Origin of the sequence: Nonomuraea terrae (assembly GCF_044465245.1) — a bacterium.
Classification (GTDB): Bacteria; Actinomycetota; Actinomycetes; order Streptosporangiales; family Streptosporangiaceae; genus Nonomuraea; species Nonomuraea terrae.
In genome coordinates this window covers 86,592-106,752 of sequence record NZ_JBITLL010000001.1, presented here as the reverse complement: position 1 = coordinate 106,752, position 20,161 = coordinate 86,592, and the positions used below count along the sequence as shown (strand labels likewise).

General features: G+C 70.4%; 19 protein-coding genes. 7 read left to right on the top strand and 12 right to left on the bottom strand.

Translation table 11 applies throughout. The features are described 5' to 3' along the window. Window positions 1-162: 162 nt before the first annotated feature. From ACIBP6_RS00505 to ACIBP6_RS00475, 7 genes are read right to left on the bottom strand one after another with little or no spacing between them, the layout of a single operon-like run. Window positions 163-1,110 (bottom strand): aldo/keto reductase, encoded by a 948-nt coding sequence (locus ACIBP6_RS00505; protein WP_397047352.1) that lies wholly within the window; start codon window positions 1,108-1,110, stop codon window positions 163-165. Continuing rightward, complete coding sequence (locus tag ACIBP6_RS00500; RefSeq protein ID WP_132619973.1) at window positions 1,107-2,087, bottom strand: ABC transporter permease; 981 nt, start codon at window positions 2,085-2,087, stop codon at window positions 1,107-1,109. The genes ACIBP6_RS00505 and ACIBP6_RS00500 overlap by 4 nt, the downstream gene beginning before the upstream one ends. Before the next feature lie 5 nt (window positions 2,088-2,092). Next, window positions 2,093-3,544: a sugar ABC transporter ATP-binding protein gene (locus tag ACIBP6_RS00495; RefSeq protein ID WP_397047350.1), complete on the bottom strand. Its 1,452-nt coding sequence runs from the start codon at window positions 3,542-3,544 to the stop codon at window positions 2,093-2,095. Window positions 3,545-3,573: 29 nt separating this feature from the next. Continuing rightward, window positions 3,574-4,593 (bottom strand): sugar ABC transporter substrate-binding protein, encoded by a 1,020-nt coding sequence (locus ACIBP6_RS00490; protein ID WP_397047348.1) that lies wholly within the window; start codon window positions 4,591-4,593, stop codon window positions 3,574-3,576. Window positions 4,594-4,609: 16 nt separating this feature from the next. Next, window positions 4,610-5,350: an SDR family NAD(P)-dependent oxidoreductase gene (locus ACIBP6_RS00485; RefSeq protein WP_397047346.1), complete on the bottom strand. Its 741-nt coding sequence runs from the start codon at window positions 5,348-5,350 to the stop codon at window positions 4,610-4,612. Then, the gene (locus ACIBP6_RS00480; protein WP_397047344.1) at window positions 5,347-6,636 is read right to left on the bottom strand and encodes an enolase C-terminal domain-like protein; all 1,290 of its coding nucleotides are present in this window, start codon (window positions 6,634-6,636) and stop codon (window positions 5,347-5,349) included. The genes ACIBP6_RS00485 and ACIBP6_RS00480 overlap by 4 nt, the downstream gene beginning before the upstream one ends. Next, window positions 6,633-7,478 (bottom strand): fumarylacetoacetate hydrolase family protein, encoded by an 846-nt coding sequence (locus ACIBP6_RS00475; RefSeq protein WP_397047342.1) that lies wholly within the window; start codon window positions 7,476-7,478, stop codon window positions 6,633-6,635. Before ACIBP6_RS00475 ends, ACIBP6_RS00480 begins: the two co-directional genes overlap by 4 nt. 384 nt (window positions 7,479-7,862) lie before the next feature. Between ACIBP6_RS00475 and ACIBP6_RS00470 the strand changes: the two genes are divergently transcribed. After that, a complete protein-coding gene (locus ACIBP6_RS00470) occupies window positions 7,863-9,047 on the top strand; it encodes a cytochrome P450 (RefSeq protein ID WP_397047340.1) in 1,185 nt (394 codons plus the stop codon). Between the two features lie 1,147 nt (window positions 9,048-10,194). Here ACIBP6_RS00470 and ACIBP6_RS00465 read toward each other — a convergent pair. Next, window positions 10,195-10,932 carry an endonuclease domain-containing protein gene (locus ACIBP6_RS00465; protein ID WP_397047338.1) on the bottom strand — a complete coding sequence of 246 codons (738 nt, stop codon included), beginning with the start codon at window positions 10,930-10,932 and terminating at the stop codon, window positions 10,195-10,197. A gap of 232 nt (window positions 10,933-11,164) precedes the next feature. Here ACIBP6_RS00465 and ACIBP6_RS00460 point away from each other — a divergent pair, with 232 nt between their 5' ends. Further along, window positions 11,165-11,635, top strand: coding sequence for a hypothetical protein (locus ACIBP6_RS00460; protein ID WP_397047336.1), 471 nt, complete (start codon window positions 11,165-11,167; stop codon window positions 11,633-11,635). 193 nt (window positions 11,636-11,828) lie between these two features. On the opposite strand, the gene ACIBP6_RS00455 is transcribed toward ACIBP6_RS00460, so the two are convergent. From ACIBP6_RS00455 to ACIBP6_RS00445, 3 genes are all read right to left on the bottom strand, one after another. After that, window positions 11,829-12,239, bottom strand: coding sequence for a DUF2000 family protein (locus ACIBP6_RS00455; RefSeq protein ID WP_397047334.1), 411 nt, complete (start codon window positions 12,237-12,239; stop codon window positions 11,829-11,831). A 63-nt stretch (window positions 12,240-12,302) separates the two neighbouring features. Then, a complete protein-coding gene (locus ACIBP6_RS00450) occupies window positions 12,303-13,142 on the bottom strand; it encodes an SRPBCC family protein (protein WP_397047332.1) in 840 nt (279 codons plus the stop codon). Beyond that, window positions 13,135-13,713 (bottom strand): helix-turn-helix domain-containing protein, encoded by a 579-nt coding sequence (locus tag ACIBP6_RS00445; RefSeq protein WP_397047330.1) that lies wholly within the window; start codon window positions 13,711-13,713, stop codon window positions 13,135-13,137. The genes ACIBP6_RS00450 and ACIBP6_RS00445 overlap by 8 nt, the downstream gene beginning before the upstream one ends. A gap of 126 nt (window positions 13,714-13,839) precedes the next feature. On the opposite strand from ACIBP6_RS00445, the gene ACIBP6_RS00440 reads away from it, so the two are divergent. Then, the gene (locus ACIBP6_RS00440; protein ID WP_397047329.1) at window positions 13,840-14,664 is read left to right on the top strand and encodes an AraC family transcriptional regulator; all 825 of its coding nucleotides are present in this window, start codon (window positions 13,840-13,842) and stop codon (window positions 14,662-14,664) included. A 6-nt stretch (window positions 14,665-14,670) separates the two neighbouring features. Here the strand turns inward: ACIBP6_RS00440 and ACIBP6_RS00435 are convergent, their stop codons facing one another. After that, entirely contained in the window at window positions 14,671-15,696 is a 1,026-nt protein-coding gene (locus ACIBP6_RS00435; RefSeq protein WP_397047327.1) for a GDP-mannose 4,6-dehydratase, read from the bottom strand. 248 nt (window positions 15,697-15,944) lie between these two features. Here ACIBP6_RS00435 and ACIBP6_RS00430 point away from each other — a divergent pair, with 248 nt between their 5' ends. The 4 genes from ACIBP6_RS00430 to ACIBP6_RS00415 all read left to right on the top strand — a co-directional run bounded on the left by ACIBP6_RS00430 (window position 15,945) and on the right by ACIBP6_RS00415 (window position 20,129). Next, window positions 15,945-17,189, top strand: coding sequence for a glycosyltransferase family 4 protein (locus ACIBP6_RS00430; protein WP_397047325.1), 1,245 nt, complete (start codon window positions 15,945-15,947; stop codon window positions 17,187-17,189). A 22-nt stretch (window positions 17,190-17,211) separates the two neighbouring features. Then, window positions 17,212-17,922, top strand: coding sequence for a class I SAM-dependent methyltransferase (locus tag ACIBP6_RS00425; RefSeq protein WP_397047323.1), 711 nt, complete (start codon window positions 17,212-17,214; stop codon window positions 17,920-17,922). Beyond that, a complete protein-coding gene (locus ACIBP6_RS00420) occupies window positions 17,919-18,977 on the top strand; it encodes a prenyltransferase (RefSeq protein WP_397047321.1) in 1,059 nt (352 codons plus the stop codon). The genes ACIBP6_RS00425 and ACIBP6_RS00420 overlap by 4 nt, the downstream gene beginning before the upstream one ends. Window positions 18,978-19,070: 93 nt before the next feature. Next, complete coding sequence (locus ACIBP6_RS00415) at window positions 19,071-20,129, top strand: DUF1702 family protein (protein ID WP_397047319.1); 1,059 nt, start codon at window positions 19,071-19,073, stop codon at window positions 20,127-20,129. Window positions 20,130-20,161: the final 32 nt, after the last annotated feature.

Sequence of the window (20,161 nt, the reverse complement as noted above, 5' to 3'; positions counted from 1 at the left end):
GCGGTGAGGGAACGAGCCCTTGAGTGCCCTCAGGACGGGGATGATCTCGAAATCAGCGGCCACCCGGAGGGACAGGCACACCACGGCCCGGCCGACGGACGCCCCTGACGATGGCGCACGCAGGGCGTTCGAGAAGACTCACCAGCCTCCCAGGCAGGAGGGTCATCCGTTCTTCGGGAGGAGGCCCTCCGATTCGAGGTCGTCCCACAGGTCGGCGGGGACGGGACGGGACCACAGGGCGGCGTTGGCCGTGACCTCCTCGGGGGCGCGGGCACCGACGACGATCGTGGCGACGGCCGGGTGGCGCAGCGGGAAGGCCATGGCCGCCTGGGGCAGCGTGACCCCGTGGCGGCCGCAGACCTCGGCGATCCGCCGCGCCCGCTCCACCAGCGGGGACGGCGCCGGCTGGTAGTCGTACGTGCCCGACGGCTCCGGCGTGGCGAGGATGCCGCTGTTGAACACCCCGGCCGCCAGCACCCGGACGCCGCGTCTGGCGCATTCGTCGAGGAGCGGCAGGCCGGACTGGTCGAGCAACGTATAACGGCCCGCCAGCATGACCACGTCGATGTCGGTCTCGCGGACGAAGCGCAGCGGCGCCTCCCACTGGTTCATGCCGACGCCGATCGCCCGCACCACGCCTTCGTCGCGCAGCTCGGCCAGCGCCGGGTACGCCTCAGCGATGGCCTGCTCCACATGGTCGTCGGGGTCGTGGATGAGCGCGATGTGCACGGCCGGCACGCCGAGGCGATCGAGGGAGTCCTCCAGCGACCTGCGCACGCCGTCACCGGAGAAGTCCCACACGCGCTGCAGCCCCGCCGACACGGCGAAGTGGTCGTCGTCGGGCGTGTCGCCCGCGTCGGTGGGCACCAGCAGGCGGCCGACCTTCGTGGACAGCAGGTAGCCCGAGCGGCCGGCCAGCGCGGACCCGAACCGGCGTTCGGACAGGCCGAGCCCGTAGTGGGGCGCGGTGTCGTACAGGCGCACCCCGCTCTCCCACGCGGCGTCGAGGGTGGCGCGGGCCTGCTCCTCGGGGACGGTGTCGAACAGGTTGCCGAGCGGGGCGCCGCCGAGCCCTTGGCGTGGCAGCTCGACGTTGAGGTTCTTGGTCAATCTTGTGCCTTTCCGCCCGCTATCCGGCTGATCATCAGGGCGACCAGGATGATCGCGCCGTAGATGACCGGCTGCCAGAAGCCGGAGACGCCGATGAGGGTGAGGATGTTCTGGACCAGGCCGATCACCAGCACGCCGGTGAGCGCGCCCAGGATCGTACCCTTGCCGCCGTCCATGCTGACGCCGCCGATGACGGCCGCGGCGAACACCATGAAGATCCAGCCGACGCCCTGGTTGTTGCCGATCGCCCCGAGGCGCCCGGTTTCGAGGATGCCGGCCAGCGCGGCGAGCGTGCCGCCCATGATGAACACGCCGTAGAGCACACGGTCGACCCGGATGCCCGCGGCGCGGGCGGCGTCGGCGTTGCCGCCGATCGCGTACAGCGCGCGGCCGAGTCTGAGGTAGCCGAGCCCGAAGCTGCCCGCCGCGAACAGCACACCGGCGATCCACACGGCGGCGGGCAGGCCCAGCCACACGGCGCTGCCGAGGTAGAGGATCGACTCGGGGAGCTGGAACAGCGTCTTGCCCTCGGTGGGCCCCTGCAGGAAGCCGTGCACGATGATCAGCATGGCCAGCGTCACGATGAACGCCGACAGCTGGAACCTGACGATGAGGAAACCGTTGAACGCGCCGATGGCCGCCCCGATGAGCAGCGCGAACGGGATCACCAGCACGCCGGGCAGCCCGATGCCGAAGCCGCCGGCCGTCACCGGGACCACCAGCATCACCGCGATGGCCGGCGCGGTGCCGACCGTCGACTCCAGTGACAGGTCGAACTTCCCGGCGATCAGGATCATCGCCTCGGCGAGCACGAGCAGCGAGATCGCCGACTGCTGCTGGAGCACGTTCGTCAGGTTGCCCGCCGTCAGGAACGTCGGATCGAGGAACGCCCCCACGACCAGCAGGAGGACGATCACCGGCACGAGGGTCAGGTCACGGAACCTGGCCAGCCGCACCCGGGGGGACGGTGCAGTCAAAGTGGTCAATCTTCTATGCCTTCCATCACGGCCACGAGCTCGTGGTCGGTCCAGCCGCGCGGCACGTCCTTGACGACCCTGCCGTGGAACATCACCAGCACCCGGTCACAGATCCGCAGGTCGTCGAGCTCGTCGGAGACCACGACGGCGCCTGCTCCGCGCTCGACCGCGTCTTCGACGGCGCCGAGCAGGGCCTGCTTGGCCTTGACGTCGACGCCCGCGGTGGGGTTGATCACGACCAGCGCCTTGGGGTCGTCGACGAGCGCCCGGGCGAACACGACCTTCTGCGCGTTGCCCCCGGACAGGTCGCCGACCGGCTGGTCGGGGCCTTCCGTCTTGATGTCGAGTGCGCTGATCATCTCTTCGGCCCTGGCCCGCCGCCACTGCGGGAACACGACGCCGTAGCGGCCCAGTTTCCTGGCGATCGGAAACGTGGCGTTCTCCCCGACCGACAGCAAGGGGACGAACCCCTCATGATGGCGGTCTTCCGGGACGAACCCCAGCCCGGCCCGCATCGCCGCGGTCACGTCGCCGGGCCTGACCCGGGTGCCGTTGACGGTGACGGTGCCGGCGTCGGGCCTGCGCAGCCCCGCCAGGGTCTCGGCGACGCCCACCTTGCCGCTGCTGGCCGAGCCGGCCAGGCCGACGACCTCGCCCGACCGTACGGAGATGTCGACGCCGGTGTAGCGGCCGGCCAGCGTGAGGCCCTCGCCCGACAGCACCACGTCGTCGCCGGGGGTGTGGGGGCGGGCCTCGTACGCCGCGGTGGCCTCGCCGGTCATCGCGTCGACCAGCTCGTCGTGCGGCAGGTCGACGACCGGCCTGGTCAGGATGTGCCGGGCGTCGCGGAAGACCGTGACGCTCTGGCAGATCTCGTAGACCTCGTCGAGGTGGTGGGAGATGTACATCATCGTGACGCCCTGCTCGCGCAGCGAGCGCATGCGCGCGAACAGCCGCTCGATGGCCGGGCCGTCGAGCCGGGCGGTCGGCTCGTCGAGGATGATGAACCGGGCGCCGAACGACAGCGCGCGGGCGATCTCCACGAGCTGGCGCTGCTCCACGCTGAGGTCTCCGGCCAGTGCCTGCGGATCGACGTCGACCTCGTAGGTGTCGAGCAGCTCGCGCGCCCTGACCTGGAGCGCCCGCCAGTTGATCACCGCGCCGCCGGATGACTGACGGTTGAGGAAGAGGTTCTCGGCGACCGTGAGCGCGGGGATGATCGTGGACTTCTGGTAGACGCAGGCGACGCGCTGCCGCCAGGCGTCGCGGTCGGCGAGGGCGGGCGCCGGGTCGCCCGCGAAGAGCACCTCGCCCTCGTCCGCCCCCTGGAGGCCGGTGAGGATCGAGACCAGGGTGGACTTGCCGGCGCCGTTCCTGCCGACGAGCGCGTGGGTCTCGCCCTCGGCGATGGCGATCCGCGCGCCGTCGAGCGCCGTGGTCGGCCCGAAACGCTTCACGACGTTTCGGGCTTCAACGTGAAATTTCATCACTTGACCTGGTTGCCCCAGAGGGCTTGGTCGTCCACGTTCTCCTTCGTCACGAGCGGCGCCGGAAGCTGGTCCTCCAGGCCGTTCGGCAGCTGGATGATCGTGCTGCCGTGGTCGGTCGGACCGGGCTTGAACGTCTTGCCCTCGGCCGCGGCCTTGGCGTAGAAGAGGGCGTACCTGGCGTACAGGTCGGCCGGCTGTGACACCGTGGCGTCGATGTCGCCCTTGCGGATCGCCTCGAACTCCTGCGGGATGCCGTCATTCGAGATCACGAAGATGTGCTTGGGGTCGCCCGGCGGGACGAGCAGGCCCTTCTGCTTGAGCACCTGCAGCGTCGGAGCCAGGTGGACGCCGCCGGCGTGCATGTAGATCCCCTTGATGTCGGGGTTCTGCTCCAGGCGGGTCTGCAGCATGGAGGCCGCCTTGCTGCCCTCCCACTCCGTCGGCTCGCTGAACACCGTGATGCCGGGGAACTTCGTCTTCATGCACTCCAGGAACGCCTCGGACCGGTCACGGCCGTTGATCGAGCTGAGCGCGCCCTGGAGCTGCACGACCTTGCCCTTGCCACCGAGTTGCTCGCCGAGGAACTCACACGCCTTGGTGCCGTACGCGCGGTTGTCCGCGCGTACGACCATGTAGACGTTGCCCTTGTCGGGGCGGGTGTCGACGGTGACGACGGGGATCTTCTTGTTCTCCAGCTGCTGCAGGGTGTTGGCGACGGCTCCGGTGTCCTGCGGAGCCATGACGATCACCTTGGCCCCCTGGCCGACCAGCGCCTGCACGTTGTTGACGAGCTTGCTCACGTCGTTCTGCGAGTTGGTGGCCGGCATGAGGTCGACCTTGAGCTCGTCGGCCATCTGCGGGACGTAGTTGATGTAGGAGTTCCAGAAGTCGGAGTCGGCCCTCGGATGGTCGATGCCGATCTTCGCGCTGGCTCCTCCTCCTTCCGCCGACGTTCCTGAGCCACACGCGGTGACCGCCAAGAGGGCCGCGACCGCGACCACCGGTCCGAACTTCATGGGGGGTGTCCCTTCCTTAGTGGGATGGCCGGAGCCGGAGCCCCTGCATGCCACCGTCGACCGCGAGCGCGGTGCCGGTGGTCGCGCCGGCCTCGGGGCCGGCCAGGTAGGCGATCGCCGCGGCGACCTCCTCCGCGCTGACCAGGCGGCCCATCGGCTGCCTGGCGTTCAGTGCCGCTCGCTCCGCCTCGGGGTCGTCGGCCGCCGCCAGCAGCCTGCCCACCCACGGGGTGTCGGCGGTGCCCGGGTTGACGCAGTTGACCCGGATGCCCTCTGCGATGTGGTCGGCGGCCATCGCCAGGGTCAGCGACAGCACCGCTCCCTTGGTGGCGCTGTAGAGCGCCCGCTGCGGCAGCCCGGCCGTCGCCGCGATCGAGCAGGTGTTGACGATCGAGGCGTGCTCCGACCTCCGCAGGTACGGCAGGGCCGCGCGCGCCACGCGCACCATGCCGACCACGTTGACGTCGAACACCCGGTGCCACTCGCTGTCGGGGTTGTCCTCGACGGTGCCCTGCGCCCCGATGCCGGCGTTGTTGACCACCACGTCGAGGCCGCCCAGCCGCTCGGCCGCCTCGGCCACCGCGGCCCGCACGCCGGCGTCGTCGGTGACGTCGCACTTGATCCCGACGAACGGCTCGCCGGGCGGGTTGAGGTCGAGGCAGGCGACCTTCATGCCGCGGGCGGCGAGGGCGTGCGCGGCGGCCAGACCGATGCCGGAGCCGCCGCCGGTCACGAGCGCCTTCAGTTCCTGAGTCATGCGGTCCTCCAGACCTCACCGTCGGGGAAGGTGTGGGCGGCGATCGACTCCGCGTGCATCCGCGCGCTGAAGCCCGGCGCGGACGGGGCGGCGTAACGGCCGGCGCGGATGACGACCGGGTCGACGAAGTGCTCGTGGAGGTGGTCGACGTACTCGATGACGCGGCCGTCCATGGTGCCGGTGATCGCCACGTAGTCGAACATCGACAGGTGCTGCACCAGCTCACACAGCCCGACGCCGCCCGCGTGCGGGCACACCGGCACGCCGAACTTGGCCGCGAGCAGCAGGATCGCGAGGTTCTCGTTGACCCCGCCGACGCGGGCGGAGTCGATCTGCAGGTAGGAGATGGCCTCGGCCTGCAGCAGCTGCTTGAACACGATGCGGTTCTGGACGTGCTCGCCGGTGGCGACGGGGATCGGCGCGATGCCCCTCGCGATGGCGGCGTGGCCGAGCACGTCGTCGGGGCTGGTCGGCTCCTCGATCCAGTGCGGCTCGAACTCGCCCAGCGCGTTCACCCACTCGATGGCCGAGCCGACGTCCCAGCGCTGGTTGGCGTCGATCGCGATCGGGAAGCCGGGCCCGCAGACCTCGCGGGCCACCCGCAGGCGCCGCCGGTCGTCGTCGAGGTCGGCGCCGACCTTGAGCTTGATCTGCCCGAAGCCCTGCTCCAGGGCCTCCTTGCAGAGCCGGCGCAGCTTCTCGTCGTCGTAGCCGAGCCAGCCAGGGGAGGTGGTGTAGGCCGGGTAGCCGTGCTCGACGAGGTAGGCGATCCGCTCCTGCTTCCCCTTTTCCTGACTTTTCAGGATCTGGAGGGCTTCGTCCTTCGTGAGTGCGTCGCTCAGGTAGCGGAAGTCGATGAGCCCGACGATCTCCTCGGGGGACATCTCGGACAGCAGCCGCCACAGCGGCTTGCCCTCGCGCTTGGCCTTGAGGTCCCACAGGGCGTTGACCACGGCGGAGATCGCCATGTGCATGACGCCCTTCTCCGGGCCCAGCCAGCGCAGCTGCGAGTCGTTGACCATGTCGAGGTAGAGGGCGCCGAGGTCTTCGACGTCCTTGCCCACGACGTACGGCTCCAGCGCGCTGATGGCCGCCGTCTGGACGTCGTTGCCGCGCCCGATCGTGAACGCGAACCCGTGCCCCTCATGGCCGTCGTCGGTCTTGAGCACGACGTAGGCGGCGGAGTAGTCCGGGTCGGGGTTCATCGCGTCGGAGCCGTCGAGCTCTCGGGACGTCGGGAAGCGCACGTCGTGCGTCTCCATCCCGACGATCCGGTACGCGCTCATGCCTGCCCCACCTTCTGGCGCTGGCGCCCCAGCCCGCCGATCTCCAGCTCGACCACGTCGCCGGCCCGCAGGTACGGTTGACCGGGCATGCCCATGGCCACGCCGGCCGGAGTGCCGGTGTTGATCACGTCACCCGGCTCCAGCACCATGAACTGGCTCAGGTAGCGCACGACCTCGGCGACATCGAAGATCATGTCCTTGGTGGTGCCGTCCTGGCGCGGCTCGCCGTTCACCCACAGGCGCAGCGGCAGGTCCTGCGGGTCGCCGACCTCGTCGGGCGTCACCAGCCACGGCCCGAGCGGGTTGAACGTCTCGCACGACTTGCCCTTGTCCCACTGGCCGCCGCGCTCCAGCTGGAACTCGCGCTCGGAGACGTCGTTGGCGACGGCGTACCCGGCGATGGCACCGAGCGCCTCCTCCCGGCTGCCGAGGTAGCGCGCCTCCTTGCCGATGACGACGGCGAGCTCGACCTCCCAGTCGGTCTTCACGCTGCCCCTGGGAATGAGCACGTCGTCGTACGGGCCGACCGTCGTGTTGCTCGCCTTCATGAACACGACGGGCTCGGCGGGCACCTCGGCCCCCGACTCGGCGGCGTGGTCACGGTAGTTGAGCCCGATGCAGACGATCTTCCCGGGACGCGCGATCGGGGCGCCGATCCGCAACCCCTCGGCGTCGACGACGGGCAGAGCGCCGCGCTGGAGCGCCTCGCGGACGCGCTCGACTCCCCCGGAAGCGAGGAAAGCCCCGTCGATCTCAGGCTCACCGATGTCGCGCAGGGCTCCGGCGGCGTCCATCACCACCGGCCGCTCGTGTCCGACAGGTCCTACTCGCAGCAGCTTCACACCGCTCCTTCTCTGATACATCGGATGTCTCTGCCCCTGATGCTCGTGCGGTGAGGCGGAGCGTGTCAAGGGCGCCGAGGGGGATACGTCCGATCCGTGACCTCGAAAAACTCCTATAGCGGACGATGCACGCAGGTGCGCCCGAGGAACCGGGCCGATGACTGCGTTCACCCTGCCGAAACGTCGCTCCCGAAAACGTCGGACGACAATCCGCTCGCCTCCGGCACCACGTCGCAGCAGGCAGAATTGCCCTTACTCTCGCCATACCCTCTTCAAGGCAAGATCAGGAACGAGCTTCTGCCGTCCTTGACGGCCGTACAGCAACGTAATAGAACACGTTTCAGTACGCTTAACCAAGCGCTTGATCATCAGAGGTGAATCCGCGTGCACATCGACCTCGTCGACCGGGACGTATACGCGACCGGTGGACCGCCCCACGACCAGCTCGCCTGGCTGCGCGCGAACTCCCCCGTCCACTGGCACCACGGCGAGCCCGGCTTCTGGGCCGTGACCCGCTACGAGGACGTCGTGCACGTCTCGCGGCACTCCGATCTGTTCTCCTCCGCCCGCAGGCTCGCGCTGTTCGACGAGGTCGGCGAGGAACAGGTCGCCATGCAGCGGCTCATGATGCTCAACCAGGACCCGCCGGAGCACACGCGGCGGCGCTCCCTGGTCAACCGGGGCTTCACCCCACGCGCGATGAACGCCCTCGAACAGCACATCCGCGACATCTGCGATGACCTCCTCGACAAGCTGAGCGGCGAGGTCGACTTCGTCACCGAAGTCGCCGCGCCCCTGCCCCTCTACGTGATCTGCGAACTCCTCGGCGCTCCCGTGACCGACCGCGACAAGGTGTTCTCCTGGTCGAACCGCATGATCGGCAGCCAGGACCCCGACTACGCCTCCTCTCCCGAGGAGGGCTCGGGAGCCGCCATGGAGCTCTACGCGTACGCCAACGAGCTCGCCGCCCAGCGCCGCGCGAACCCGCGCAACGACATCGTCACCAAACTCCTCCAGCCGGACGAGAACGGCGAGACCCTCGACGAGAACGAGTTCAACCTCTTCGTCCTCCTGCTCGCCGTGGCCGGCAACGAGACGACCCGCAACGCGGCCTCCGGCGGGATGCTCGCCCTCTTCGAACACCCCGAGCAGTGGGACCGCCTGGTCGCCGACCCCACCATGGCCTCGACGGCCGCCGACGAGATCGTCCGCTGGGTGTCGCCGGTCAACCTGTTCCGCCGCACGTCGACGCGCGACCAGGTGCTCGGCGGCCAGGAGATCAAAGCCGACGACAAGGTGGTCATCTTCTACGGCTCCGCCAACCGTGACGCCTCCGTCTTCCCGGACGCCGACGTCTTCGACATCGGCCGCGACCCGAACCCCCACATCGGCTTCGGTGGCGGCGGCGCCCACTTCTGCCTCGGCAATCACCTGGCCAAACTGGAGCTCCGCGTGCTGTTCGAGCAACTGGCCCGCCGCTACCCCCGCCTCCGCCAGACCGGCGAGGCAAGAAGACTGCGCTCCAACTTCATCAACGGCATCAAGGACCTCCCGGTCTCCATCGGCTGACCCAACTCGACACGTGCACGCAAACCCGACCCAGGCCCGCAGGCCGGCCCGGACACGCAGACTCGACGCGAGCACGCAAACCCGACCCGGTCCCGCAGGCCGGCCCGGACACGCGGACTCGACACGAGCACGCGAACCCGACGCCGGCACGCGGTTTCAACTAGGGCACGCGGGCGACGTGTGGAATGAGCGACGGCACGCGCGCACGCAGGCTGGCCCGGGCACGCAACTCGACCCGGGCACGCAGGCTGGCCCGGGCACGCAGATTCGACGCGGGCACGCGGACCCGACGCCGGCACGCGGTTTGGACTAGGGCACGCGGGCGACGTGTGGAATGAGCGACGGCCCGCGCGACTGCCACGCCGCGCGCCCGCCCCCTCGGGCCGCGGAACGCCGCGGCCCACCCCGACACCCACAACCACATCTCCCGCAAAGACGCCCGCCCCCCAACGCGCCACCGGCCGCCTCACCTCCAGAGGCGGCCGACCCGCACCCCCGCCGGTCCGACCGATCTCGGCGGAGATCGAGCGTGAATTCGGTGGCCTGACCCTCGTCATCCGGCAGCACGTAGGTGCGCGTGTCCTGCGGCACGCCCACCACCCGCCGATGAGCGTGAGCACGTGCGTGCACGGCGTCAAGGATCGTCGGCCCGTCCAGGAACGGGCCGGAGCAGGCAGGCCGATTCGATGACGTCGCAGCCGCCACCATCAGGTCCTCGAAGGAGGCGACGGCCGTCCCGCCGGCGACGCACCGTCCCTGGATGGGGAAGCCCGTCGGGAGGTGGCCGACGCGCCCCGGCCACCTGCCGACCCGACACACGACGAATCCCCACGGCCACCTCACTCATGGAGACGGCCGGCACCTGACACGCCGCCGACCGCCTCACCTCGGGACGCAGGACCAGCGCGCCCTGACGACCGCCTCCACACCACCCCCGCCGTACGCCGCCCGCGACACAGACGCGGACGCGCGACCGCTCACGACTCGCGTGGCCACCCACGCCCCGCTCGGCCGCGCCCGCCGTACGAGAAGGCGGCGGAGGCGGAAGGACGCCGCGCCCTAGGGACGATTCCTGGACGGCTGTCGCCGCGGCGCGTCCTGTCCGTTCGGTGACGCAGGAAGGTCGGGGGCGCGGGTGGCGTGGGGTTCAGCGGTAGCGGGAGCGGCGGCGGGCGGCGCGGATGCGGCCGAGGATGCGGGTGGTGCCGTCCGGGCCGGGTTGCCAGCCGCGTTCGATCAGGGCGTCGGCCACGCAGTGGAGGAGGTCGGCGGTCTGGCCGGGGACGACGTCCCACCGGACGGCGATCACCCGCCAGCCGCGCCGTCGCAGCTCCTCGCGCCGGTCGGCGTCGCGCCGGAGATCGGCGGGCGAGGTGTGGTGCCGGCGGCCGTCGTACTCGACCGCGACCTTGAACTCCTCCCAGCCCAGGTCGAGGTACGCGCACCGGCCGCCGTCAAGATCGACCCTGATCTGGGTGGTGGGCCGGGGCAGGCCACCGTCGATGAGGATGACCCGCAGCCGGCTCTCCTGAGGTGAGGCGGCCCCGGGGTCGGCGAGGCTGAGGGTGTCGCGCAGGCGCCAGGAGTTGAGCGGCCGGTGCCACAGAGCCCCCAGGTCGACCCCTGCACGGGCGAACTGGTCGAGGATCGCCACCGCCTCCATCCGGGGCAGCGCACGGGCGCAGTCGAGGGCCGTGCGTTCCCTGGTGGTGAGCCGGACCCCGTTGTGCTCGGTGATGTCCTCCTCCGGGAGAGGCACGACGTACGTGACGCAGCCGGAGAGCGCGACGTGGCCGTGGGCGACGAGCTCGACGGGCCAGTCGGTCTCCGGGCCGGGGATGGCCTGGAGCCCCCAGAGGTGGGCTGCCGTCTGGCGACAGGCCACGGCCTCAGAAACCGTGCGCGTCACACGCCGAGCCCGCTGGACGAGCGACGGCAACGGGCTGACCGGTGGACCTTCCGACGGCCTGGGGCGGTGCGGGACGGGTGCGGCGGGAAGCGGGTTCATGGCCGCAAGGGTGTCCCGACCGGCCAGGGCGGACAGCCGCCGAACGGCGTTCTGTGGACAACAATCGATTATCCACAATCACAGAACACCTGAAAGCAAACGTGATGACGTGGCACCGTCCATCACCGCGCTTATCACAACGAACGCCTTCTTTTGCCGAGCCCGCACCGACATGCGCCATGGCATTGTGTATTTGTCCGGTTACCCGCGCTATCCTCGAGCGGCGAGTCACCAGCGCGAAAATGGAGGGGGCACGTTGAAATCGTTCGTACGGATTTCCATGATCGCTGTTGTCGGGTGCGTCGCATCGCTGACCCAGAGCACGGCGTCAGCCGACACACCACTCCGCGAGCGGTCGGCGCTCGCGCGACTGCTCGGCGGCACCGACCTCGACAGCGCGCTCAGCACACCCGCAGAAAACCGCCTGATCGCCTACAACTCCCCCATGCCCGATTCTCCGACGACGGTCAGCGGCCCGGTCAATTCCGGAATTTCCACCAACAGCGGCAAGTATTTCAACGAGGGAATTTCCATCAACAGCGGCGACGTCTCGAACGCCAACGGCGTTTTCGGTCCTTGATCCCAGGCCCCCTCCGGAAGCTCAGGTCGCGCGCCGACCGAGCCGGCGTTCGTCTCCCCCCGAACCATCGAATTTCCCGAATCCCTCGAATTCCAATGATTCGCGAATCCCCCGAAACATCAGCCCATCCGGATGTCGCGACGATACTCACCACCGACCGCGATCCCTCCCTGCCGACTGACCGCGAGGCGGGTCAGGGATGGAGGGCGAGGCCCTTGAGGGTCTTGTCCACGGCGTTCTTGGGGCCGTGGACGGCCACCCCCACCAGGGCCAGGTCCGGCGCCTCCACCGCGCGTACCGCCGCCCGGTTGTCCGCGTCGTGGCCCGTCTTGAACATCTCCTCGATGTACACGGCCACGTCCATCCCCCGCCCCAGGGCCTTCTCCCGTACGCCCCGGAGCTCGTCCATCTCGCCCACGTAGACCAGCACCGGCTGACGGAACATCGGCAGATACTCGTTGCCCGAGGCGTCCGCGTACGGCTCACCGATCATCCCGGGCACCCCGCCGGCCACGGCGCCGGCGAGGAAGGCGGTGACGTTGAGCCGCTGCCAGGCGGCCAGGTCCGCACGGACCACGATCCCGATCTTGGTGTCGAAACGCATGGCCATGAGCCTGCCCGCCCGGCCGCCGCCCGGTCTTGTACGCTCGTGCGGCCCGCGAGACGGCTACGCCAGCACCACCGGCTGCCAGTCGGGCACCTCGTGGTAGCGCCGCAGCTCGGCCAGGCCCGACAGGATGCCGCCCCATCCCGCGTACGGCGGCCGCGCCTCGTCGAAGCCGCTCTCCACCAGAGTCAGCCGCGTCTTCCCGCCGGACCCCTCCAGCTCCCACGTGCCGACCCCGTTCCCGGGGCCCCAGTCGACCGAGAACGTACGGTCGGGCACCAGTTCCAGCACCTTCGCCGGGCTCGGGTCGTTGTCGAAGCCGCCCATCGCGAACCGGCCGCCCACGTGCGGCTCGATCTCGATCGGGAAGCCGAACCACTTCGACACGGCCTCCGAGTCGATCAGCGAGGCGAACACCGCCGACGGCGAGGCGTCGATCACGACGGATGCCCGCAGGTCGGCGGAGGTGTAGTCGGCCCTGGGCGTCAGCTCGCGGCCCTCGAAGTGCTCGGCCAGGTTGGCCAGCACCTGGCACCAGTACGTCTGCAGCACGCCGCGGATGCTCTTGCCCGTCATGACGTCCTGGAAGTCGAAGTGCGTCTGCGACACCGTCACGAACGTCGCCTCGTCGCCGTCGGCCTCCACGCTCAGCTCGGAGGTCGTCTCCTCGCCGTCGAGCAGCCAGGCGAAGCGCACCGTGCGCTCGTCGGCGTGCAGCAGCCGCTGGTGCGGCGCGTCGCCCTCCGGCGTCGTGCGCCCCCAGAAGGCGAACCGGTCGGGCAGCTCCACCTCGGCGTGCTCGGCGAGCCAGACGCGCAGGGACGCCGGGTCGGTCAGGGCGTGGCGCACCTCCTTGACGGGGGCGGGGATGCGGGCGCGGATGATCAGAGGCTCAGTCATCGTCACGTTCTCCTTCGGGCTTTGGCTCGGCTTTGGGGTAGCAGGCGACGGCCAGCTTGAACGCGTCGCCTTCGGCACCGCCGTAGCGGGTGAACAGGTCTTGCAGCATGGTCTGCAGGTCGTTCAGGAACGCCTGGCGTTGTTCGGGGCGCACGTGGATCTCCCCTGACAATCCGATGGACGGCAACTCGGGCGCGTTGCGGTCGAGCGCCGCCACGTCGGCCTGGACCTCCTCCATGAGGTCGAGCAGGTAGCCGAGGCTGAGCTCGTCGCGCGCCCTGCGCAGCCCGATCCGGCCCACCAGGCGCGGCGACAGCCAGTACGACCGCGCGCCGGCCTGGTAGATGCCCTCGGTGATGCCGCGCACCTTGCGTTCGGACACGAGGTCGACCAGCCCGGCCTCCACGAGCCGTTTGACGTGGTAGTAGACCCGCTGCGGCGTCTGCCCGAGTCGCTCGGCCACCTCGGAGCAGGTGCGCGGCTCGGCCAGCTGCCGCAGCACTTCCACGCGCTGCGGCTTGAGCAGGGCTTCGGCCTGCTCGATCTCTTCCAGGTACAGGACGTCTCTCATCGCAAAAACAATCCTTTACGTAAAAACTCTCTTTGTCAATAGCGGCGGGCCGGACGCCGAGGTCGCTCACGGGCGAGGCGGAGGCGGGCGGGCCGGACAGAGCCAGGCGTCGGGAAGAATGGAGCGGTGGGACGGGACTGGGCTCGATACTGGCGGGCGCCCGATCGAGGGCTAGAGGCGATGTACGCCCACTTCGAGCGGCACGTCTACCACCGCCACAGCCACGAGACGTACTCGTTCGGCGTCACCGAGACCGGCGCGCAGGCGTTCACGTGCCGCGGGGCGGCGCACACCAGCGCCGCCGGCATGGTCATGGCCTTCAACCCCGAGGACCCCCACGACGGTCACGCCGCCGACGCGCTCGGCTTCACCTACCGCATGGTCCACATCGGCCCGCGGCTCCTCAGCGGCGCGCTCGCCGACGCGACGGGCCGCCGCGCGGGCCTGCCGCTGTTCGCGTCACCGGTGGTGGACGACCCCGCCCTGGCGGGCGCTCTGCGCGCCCTGCACGCCGCCCTCCTGGACGACGGCGCCACGGCGCTGCGCCGCGACGAGCTGCTCCAGGCGACCATCGCGGCGATCGTCCGCAGGGCCGCGACGGCAACGCCCCATGCGCCGGCCCGGCCGACGCGGTCGAGGCGGGTGGCGGGCCAGGCCAGGCAGGTCCTCCATGACCGCCTGACGGACGACCTCACCGCCGACGACCTCGCCCACGCGGCGGGAGCCAGCCGGTACGCCGTCTACCGCGCCTTCCGGTCCGAGTACGGCCTCTCCCCCAGCGACTACCAGCGCCAGCTCCGCCTCAGAACGGCCCGCGACCTGATCGCTGCGGGAACGCCGATCAGTGAGGCGGCAGCGGCGACGGGCTTCGCCGACCAGGCCCACCTGACCCGCTGGTTCACCCGCTGCTTCGGCCTCACCCCGGGCGCCTACCGCCGCGCCACCCGTTGAGGGAGGTCAGGGCCAGGAGCTGTCCTGGTCGGGGTCGCCGCCGTCGGTGAGGAGGCGGAGGTCCGATTCGACCATCATCGCCACCAGCTCGTCGAACGCCACCCGCGGCTCCCACCCCAGCTGCGTCCGCGCCTTCTTCGGGTCGGCGCACAGCAGGTCCACCTCGGCCGGCCGGTGCAGCGTCTGGTCGGTCACGACGTACCGCTCCCAGTCGAGCCCTGCGGCGCTGAAGGCGGCCTCGACCAGCTCCCTGACCGACTTCATGCGGCCGGTGCCGATCACGTAGTCCTCGGGGGTGGCGGCCTGCAGCATCAGGTGCATGGCCTTGACGTAGTCGCCGGCGTACCCCCAGTCGCGCCGGGCCTCCAGGTTGCCGAGGCGCAGCTCGGTGGCCTGGCCGAGCTTGATGCGGGCCACCCCGAGCGACACCTTCCGTGTCACGAACTCGGCCCCGCGCCGCGGCGACTCGTGGTTGAACAGGATCCCGGAGACGGCGTACATGCCGTACGACTCGCGGTAGTTCTGGGTGAGGAAGTGGCCGTACGCCTTGGCCACCCCGTACGGCGAGCGCGGGTGGAAGGCGGTGCGCTCGTTCTGCGGGGTCTCGGTGACCTGGCCGAACATCTCAGAGGACGAAGCCTGATAAAAGCGGATCTGTCCGGACGCCGCCGCAGCTCCCCGCGACACTCCCGAGCACACCCGGATGGCTTCCAGCATCCGCAGCACGCCCATCCCGGTCACCTCGGCCGTGAGCTCCGCCTGCTCCCACGACATGGGCACGAACGAGATCGCCCCCAGGTTGTAGACCTCGTCGGGCTGAACACGTTCCACGGCCGAGATCAGCGACCCCTGGTCCAGCAGGTCACCGCGCACCACCTGTACGTCGGAGAGCAGCTTGCGCATCCGGGAGACCCGCGGGTTCGCCTGGCCGCGGGCCAGCCCCCACACCTCGTACCCCTGGTCGAGCAGGTGCTCCGCCAGATACGAACCGTCCTGGCCGGTGATGCCGGTGATCAGAGCGCGCCTGGCCAAGGGTCCTCCAAGTATCGCCTTCCGCATCCCTTTGGGACGGGAATGTACAGCTAAGCACCTCGATGGGCATCACCCGCGTAGAACACGTTCCACCGAACCACGCTCGGCCATGGCAACGTCGCAGTTCGCACCACCTGCGACGCTCACTGACAACAATTCCACCGGACCTACCGAATGGTAGCCTTTTCGGACTAAGGTCATCTTTCACGGTACACGCCCGGCTCAGGGCCTTACCGGCGGAGAAAGGGGTGTCCGTGCGGGAGCGAACGCTGCGGATCGCGCTGCTGTCCTACCGCAGCAAGCCCACCTGTGGCGGCCAAGGGGTCTATCTCCGCCACCTGAGCCGTGAGCTGGTCGCCCTCGGACACCACGTCGAGGTGTTCTCCGGTCAGCCCTATCCCGAGCTCGACGAAGGCGTCATCCTGCGCGAGGTGCCCAGCCTCGACCTCTACCGCGACGAGGACCCGTTCAGGACGCCCGGACTGCGCGAGTACCGCGACTGGATCGACCTGCTCGAAGTCGGCACCATGTGGACCGCCGGGTTCCCCGAGCCGCTGACGTTCACCCTGCGCGCCCACCGCGAGCTGAAGAAGCGCGTCGGCGACTTCGACGTCGTGCAGGACAACCAGACGCTCGGCTACGGCCTGCTCGGCATCCAGAAGCTCTTCCCGGTGGTCGGCACCATCCACCACCCGATCAGCGTCGACCGCCGCATCGAGCTGGAGGCCGCCCAGGGCGCGAAGAAGCTCACCATGCGCCGCTGGTACGGCTTCGTGAAGATGCAGTCGCGCGTCGCGCCCCGGCTGAACCCGATCCTCACCGTCAGCGAGTCGTCGCTGGCCGACATCCACCGCGACTTCAACGTCCCGCAGGCCAACATGCGCCTGATCCCGCTCGGCGTGGACACCCGCTACTTCCACCCGCGCCCGGACAAGCCGCGCCGCAAGGGCTCGATCGTCGCCGTGGCCAGCGCCGACTCGCCCATGAAGGGCGTGTCCACGCTGCTGCGGGCGGTCGCCAAGCTGGCGACCGAGCGCGACGTGAACCTCACCGTCGTCAGCAAGCCCACCCCTGGCGGCCCGACCGAGCAACTCGTCCAGGAGCTGTCCCTGCACGACCACGTACGGTTCGTGCACGGCATCTCCGACGACGAGCTGGGCGAGCTGATCGCCACCTCCGAGATCTCCGTGGTGCCCAGCCTCTACGAGGGCTTCTCGCTGCCCGCCGTCGAGCACATGGCCTGCGCCACCCCGCTGGTCGCCAGCCGTACGGGCGCGCTGCCCGAGGTCGTGGGCGACGCGGCCGTGCAGGTGCCGCCGGGCGACGCCGAGGAGCTGGCCGCGGTGCTGCGCCGGCTGCACGACTCTCCCGAGGAGCGCGAACGGGTCGGCAAGGCCGGCTACGACCGGGTCATGGAGCGCTACACCTGGCAGGTCGTGGCCAAGAAGACCGTCGAGGCGTACCACGAGGCCATCGCGGCCCGATCCCGCTGAATCACGAGGAGAGAGCGACAAAGTGCTGACCGTGGACTTCGCCCGGCTGCCCGTCCGCCCCGGCGTGCGCGTGCTCGACCTGGGCTGCGGCGGCGGCCGGCACGCCTTCGAGGTGCTGCGCCGGGGAGGCGACGTGGTCGCCTTCGACATGGACCAGGCGGAGCTGGACGGCGTGGCGTCCATGTTCGCGGCGATGGACAAGGCCGGCGAGGTGCCGCCGGGGGCCGCCGGCCGGACCGTGCGGGGCACGGCGCTGGACATGCCGTTCGAGGACGGCAGTTTCGACCGGGTCATCGCGGCGGAGGTGCTGGAGCACATCCCCGACGACATGGCGGCCATGCGCGAGATCTTCCGCGTGCTCAAGCCGGGCGGCACGGCCGCGGTGACCGTGCCGAGCTTCCTGCCCGAGCGCATCTGCTGGGCGCTGGACGAGGCGTACCACACCGCGCCCGGCGGGCACGTGCGCATCTACACGCTGGCCGAGCTGTCGGCCAAGCTGAAGTCCGTCGGGTTCAGGATCGGCCCGCACCACCACGCCCACGGGCTGCACGCGCCGTACTGGTGGATCAAGTGCGCGGTGGGCGTGAACAACGACGACCACCCGCTGGCGAAGGCGTACCACGAGCTGCTGGTCTGGGACATCATGAAGCGACCGGCCGCCACCCGCGTCGCCGAGGCCCTGCTCAACCCGATCATCGGCAAGAGCGTGGTCCTCTACATCAGAAAGCCATGATCTCCCGCGAGGAGGTCGTACGGACGGGCGAGAGCATCGCGGCGATCCAGCAGGACGACGGCGGCGTGCCCTGGCCCGAGGGTCACGTGGACGCCTGGAACCACGTCGAGTGCCTGATGGCCATGTCCGTGGCCGGCCTGGAGGAGCCCGTACGCCGCGGCTACGCCTGGCTGGCCCGCCATCAGCGCGCCGACGGCTCGTGGCCGATGAAGCTGGCCGGCGGCGTGCCCGCCGAGCTCGGCGGTGAGAGCAACCACGCCGCGTACGTCGCCGCCGGGATCTGGCACCACCATCTCGTCACCGGCGACCAGCGCGTCACCGAGGAGAGCTGGCCGATGGTCAAGGCCGCGCTCGACTACGTGGTGGACCTGCAGACCGAGCGGGGCGAGATCGTCTGGGAGCGCGACGCGGAGGGCAGGGCCGCGGCGTACGCGCTGCTCACCGGATGCTCCTCGATCCACCAGGGGCTGCGCTGCGGCGTGCTGCTGGCCGACCACCTGGGCGACTCGCAGCCGCACTGGGAGCTGGCCGCCGACCGGCTTGCGCACGTGCTCAACGACCACCCCGAGGCGTTCGCCGACAAGAGCCGCTTCTCGATGGACTGGTACTACCCGGTGCTGGGCGGCGCGGTGCGCGGGCCGCGGGCGGCGGAGCTGCTGGAGCGCGAGTGGGACACGTTCGTGGTGCCGGGGCTCGGCATCCGCTGCGTGTCGGACCAGCCGTGGGTGACCGGGGCCGAGACGTGTGAGCTGGTGCTGGCCCTGGACGCCGTGGGCGACCGGGAACGGGCGCTGGCGCTGTTCGCCGACATGCAGCACCTGCGGCACGAGGACGGCTCGTACTGGACGGGCTGGCAGTTCGTCAATCGCCGGCACTTCCCGCACGAGCGCTCCGGGTACACCGCGGCGGCGGTGGTGCTGGCGGCCGACGCGCTGTTCGGGTACTCGCCGGGCTCCGGGCTCTTCCGGGACGTCGAGAACGCGTGCGTGTCGGACCCCGAGGTGTGCGGCTGCGGGTCGCGCGTCCCTCCGCAACCGGCCGACGAAGGCGCCTGACCCCCTCACCAAGCTCCCGCGGCCGGACCGAAGACAAGCGCTTTTGCGGGTTCTTTGCCGGGGAAATGCGGTGCGCCGCCGGTGAAGGCCGCAATGGGGTTACTAGCTTCGTGGGTGGCCGTACGAGGCGTCTTCGGGGGAAGCGTGGGCGACACGGGCACAACATCGTTCTTGGACCAGGGCAGGACCGAGCCGACACCCGAGCCGACGCTGTCCCCACCCAGGGGGCTGCGGAGGTTTCTGGGAAAGGATCCGGTGGAGTCCGATCTGAGCCGCCGCCGCTTCCGGCTCCGCGGCGGACCCGCCCGGACGGTCTTCACCACGGCGGAGACGTCGTACGTCTTCGGCTTCAACGCGGTGATGTCACGAGAGATCGAGAAGGTCGAGGATCTGCCGGAGGAGCAACGACCCTTCGGATACGAGGGCGCGGCGGCCGGCTGCACCCTGCTCGACCTGCTCACCCTGACTCGGGGCCGGCGCCTTCACGAGCTACTGGCCGGCCCCGCCCAGCATCACCGCCACGCCGCCTACGTGGGCGCCGGCCGCGCGTACGCGCTGCTGCGGCTGCGCCCGGTGTGGGGCGCGCGGCGGGCTCACCCGCTGCTGCGCTGGCTCGCGGTGGACGGGTTCGGCTTCCAGTGGAGCCTGTCCAGGGCCGACCGCATGATCGGCGAGCGGACGATGCCCGACCTGCTGACCCGGGCGCACTGCGCGGTGTTCGACCAGGGGCTCGGGCGGCTGCTCTGGTACCACGACGGCGCCTCGCCCGACGACGTGGCCGCCCGGATCGGCGGGTACCCGCCGTCGCGGCGGGCCGACCTGTGGAGCGGTGTCGGGTTCGCGGCGGCGTACACCGGTGGGGCGGAGTCGGACGAGCTGTGGTGGCTGACCGAGCACGCGGGGGCGGACGGGTTCCGCTCGCACCTGGCGCAGGGGTGCGCCTTCGCGGTGGCCGCCCGGCTGCGTTCGGGGGCGCTGCCGGACCACGTGGCGCAGGCCGTGCTGATCCTGACGGGGGCCGAGCCGGACGAGGCCGCCGCGTGGACCGATCGGGCGCTCATCGCGCTCGGGCACGAGGCGCACACGCACGAGGACTTCCAGAGCTGGCAGAGCCAGACCCGCCGCTCCTGGACCCGCCGCCACCGCTGCTGAGCCGGACGCCGGGGCCTACGTCGGGCACGTAC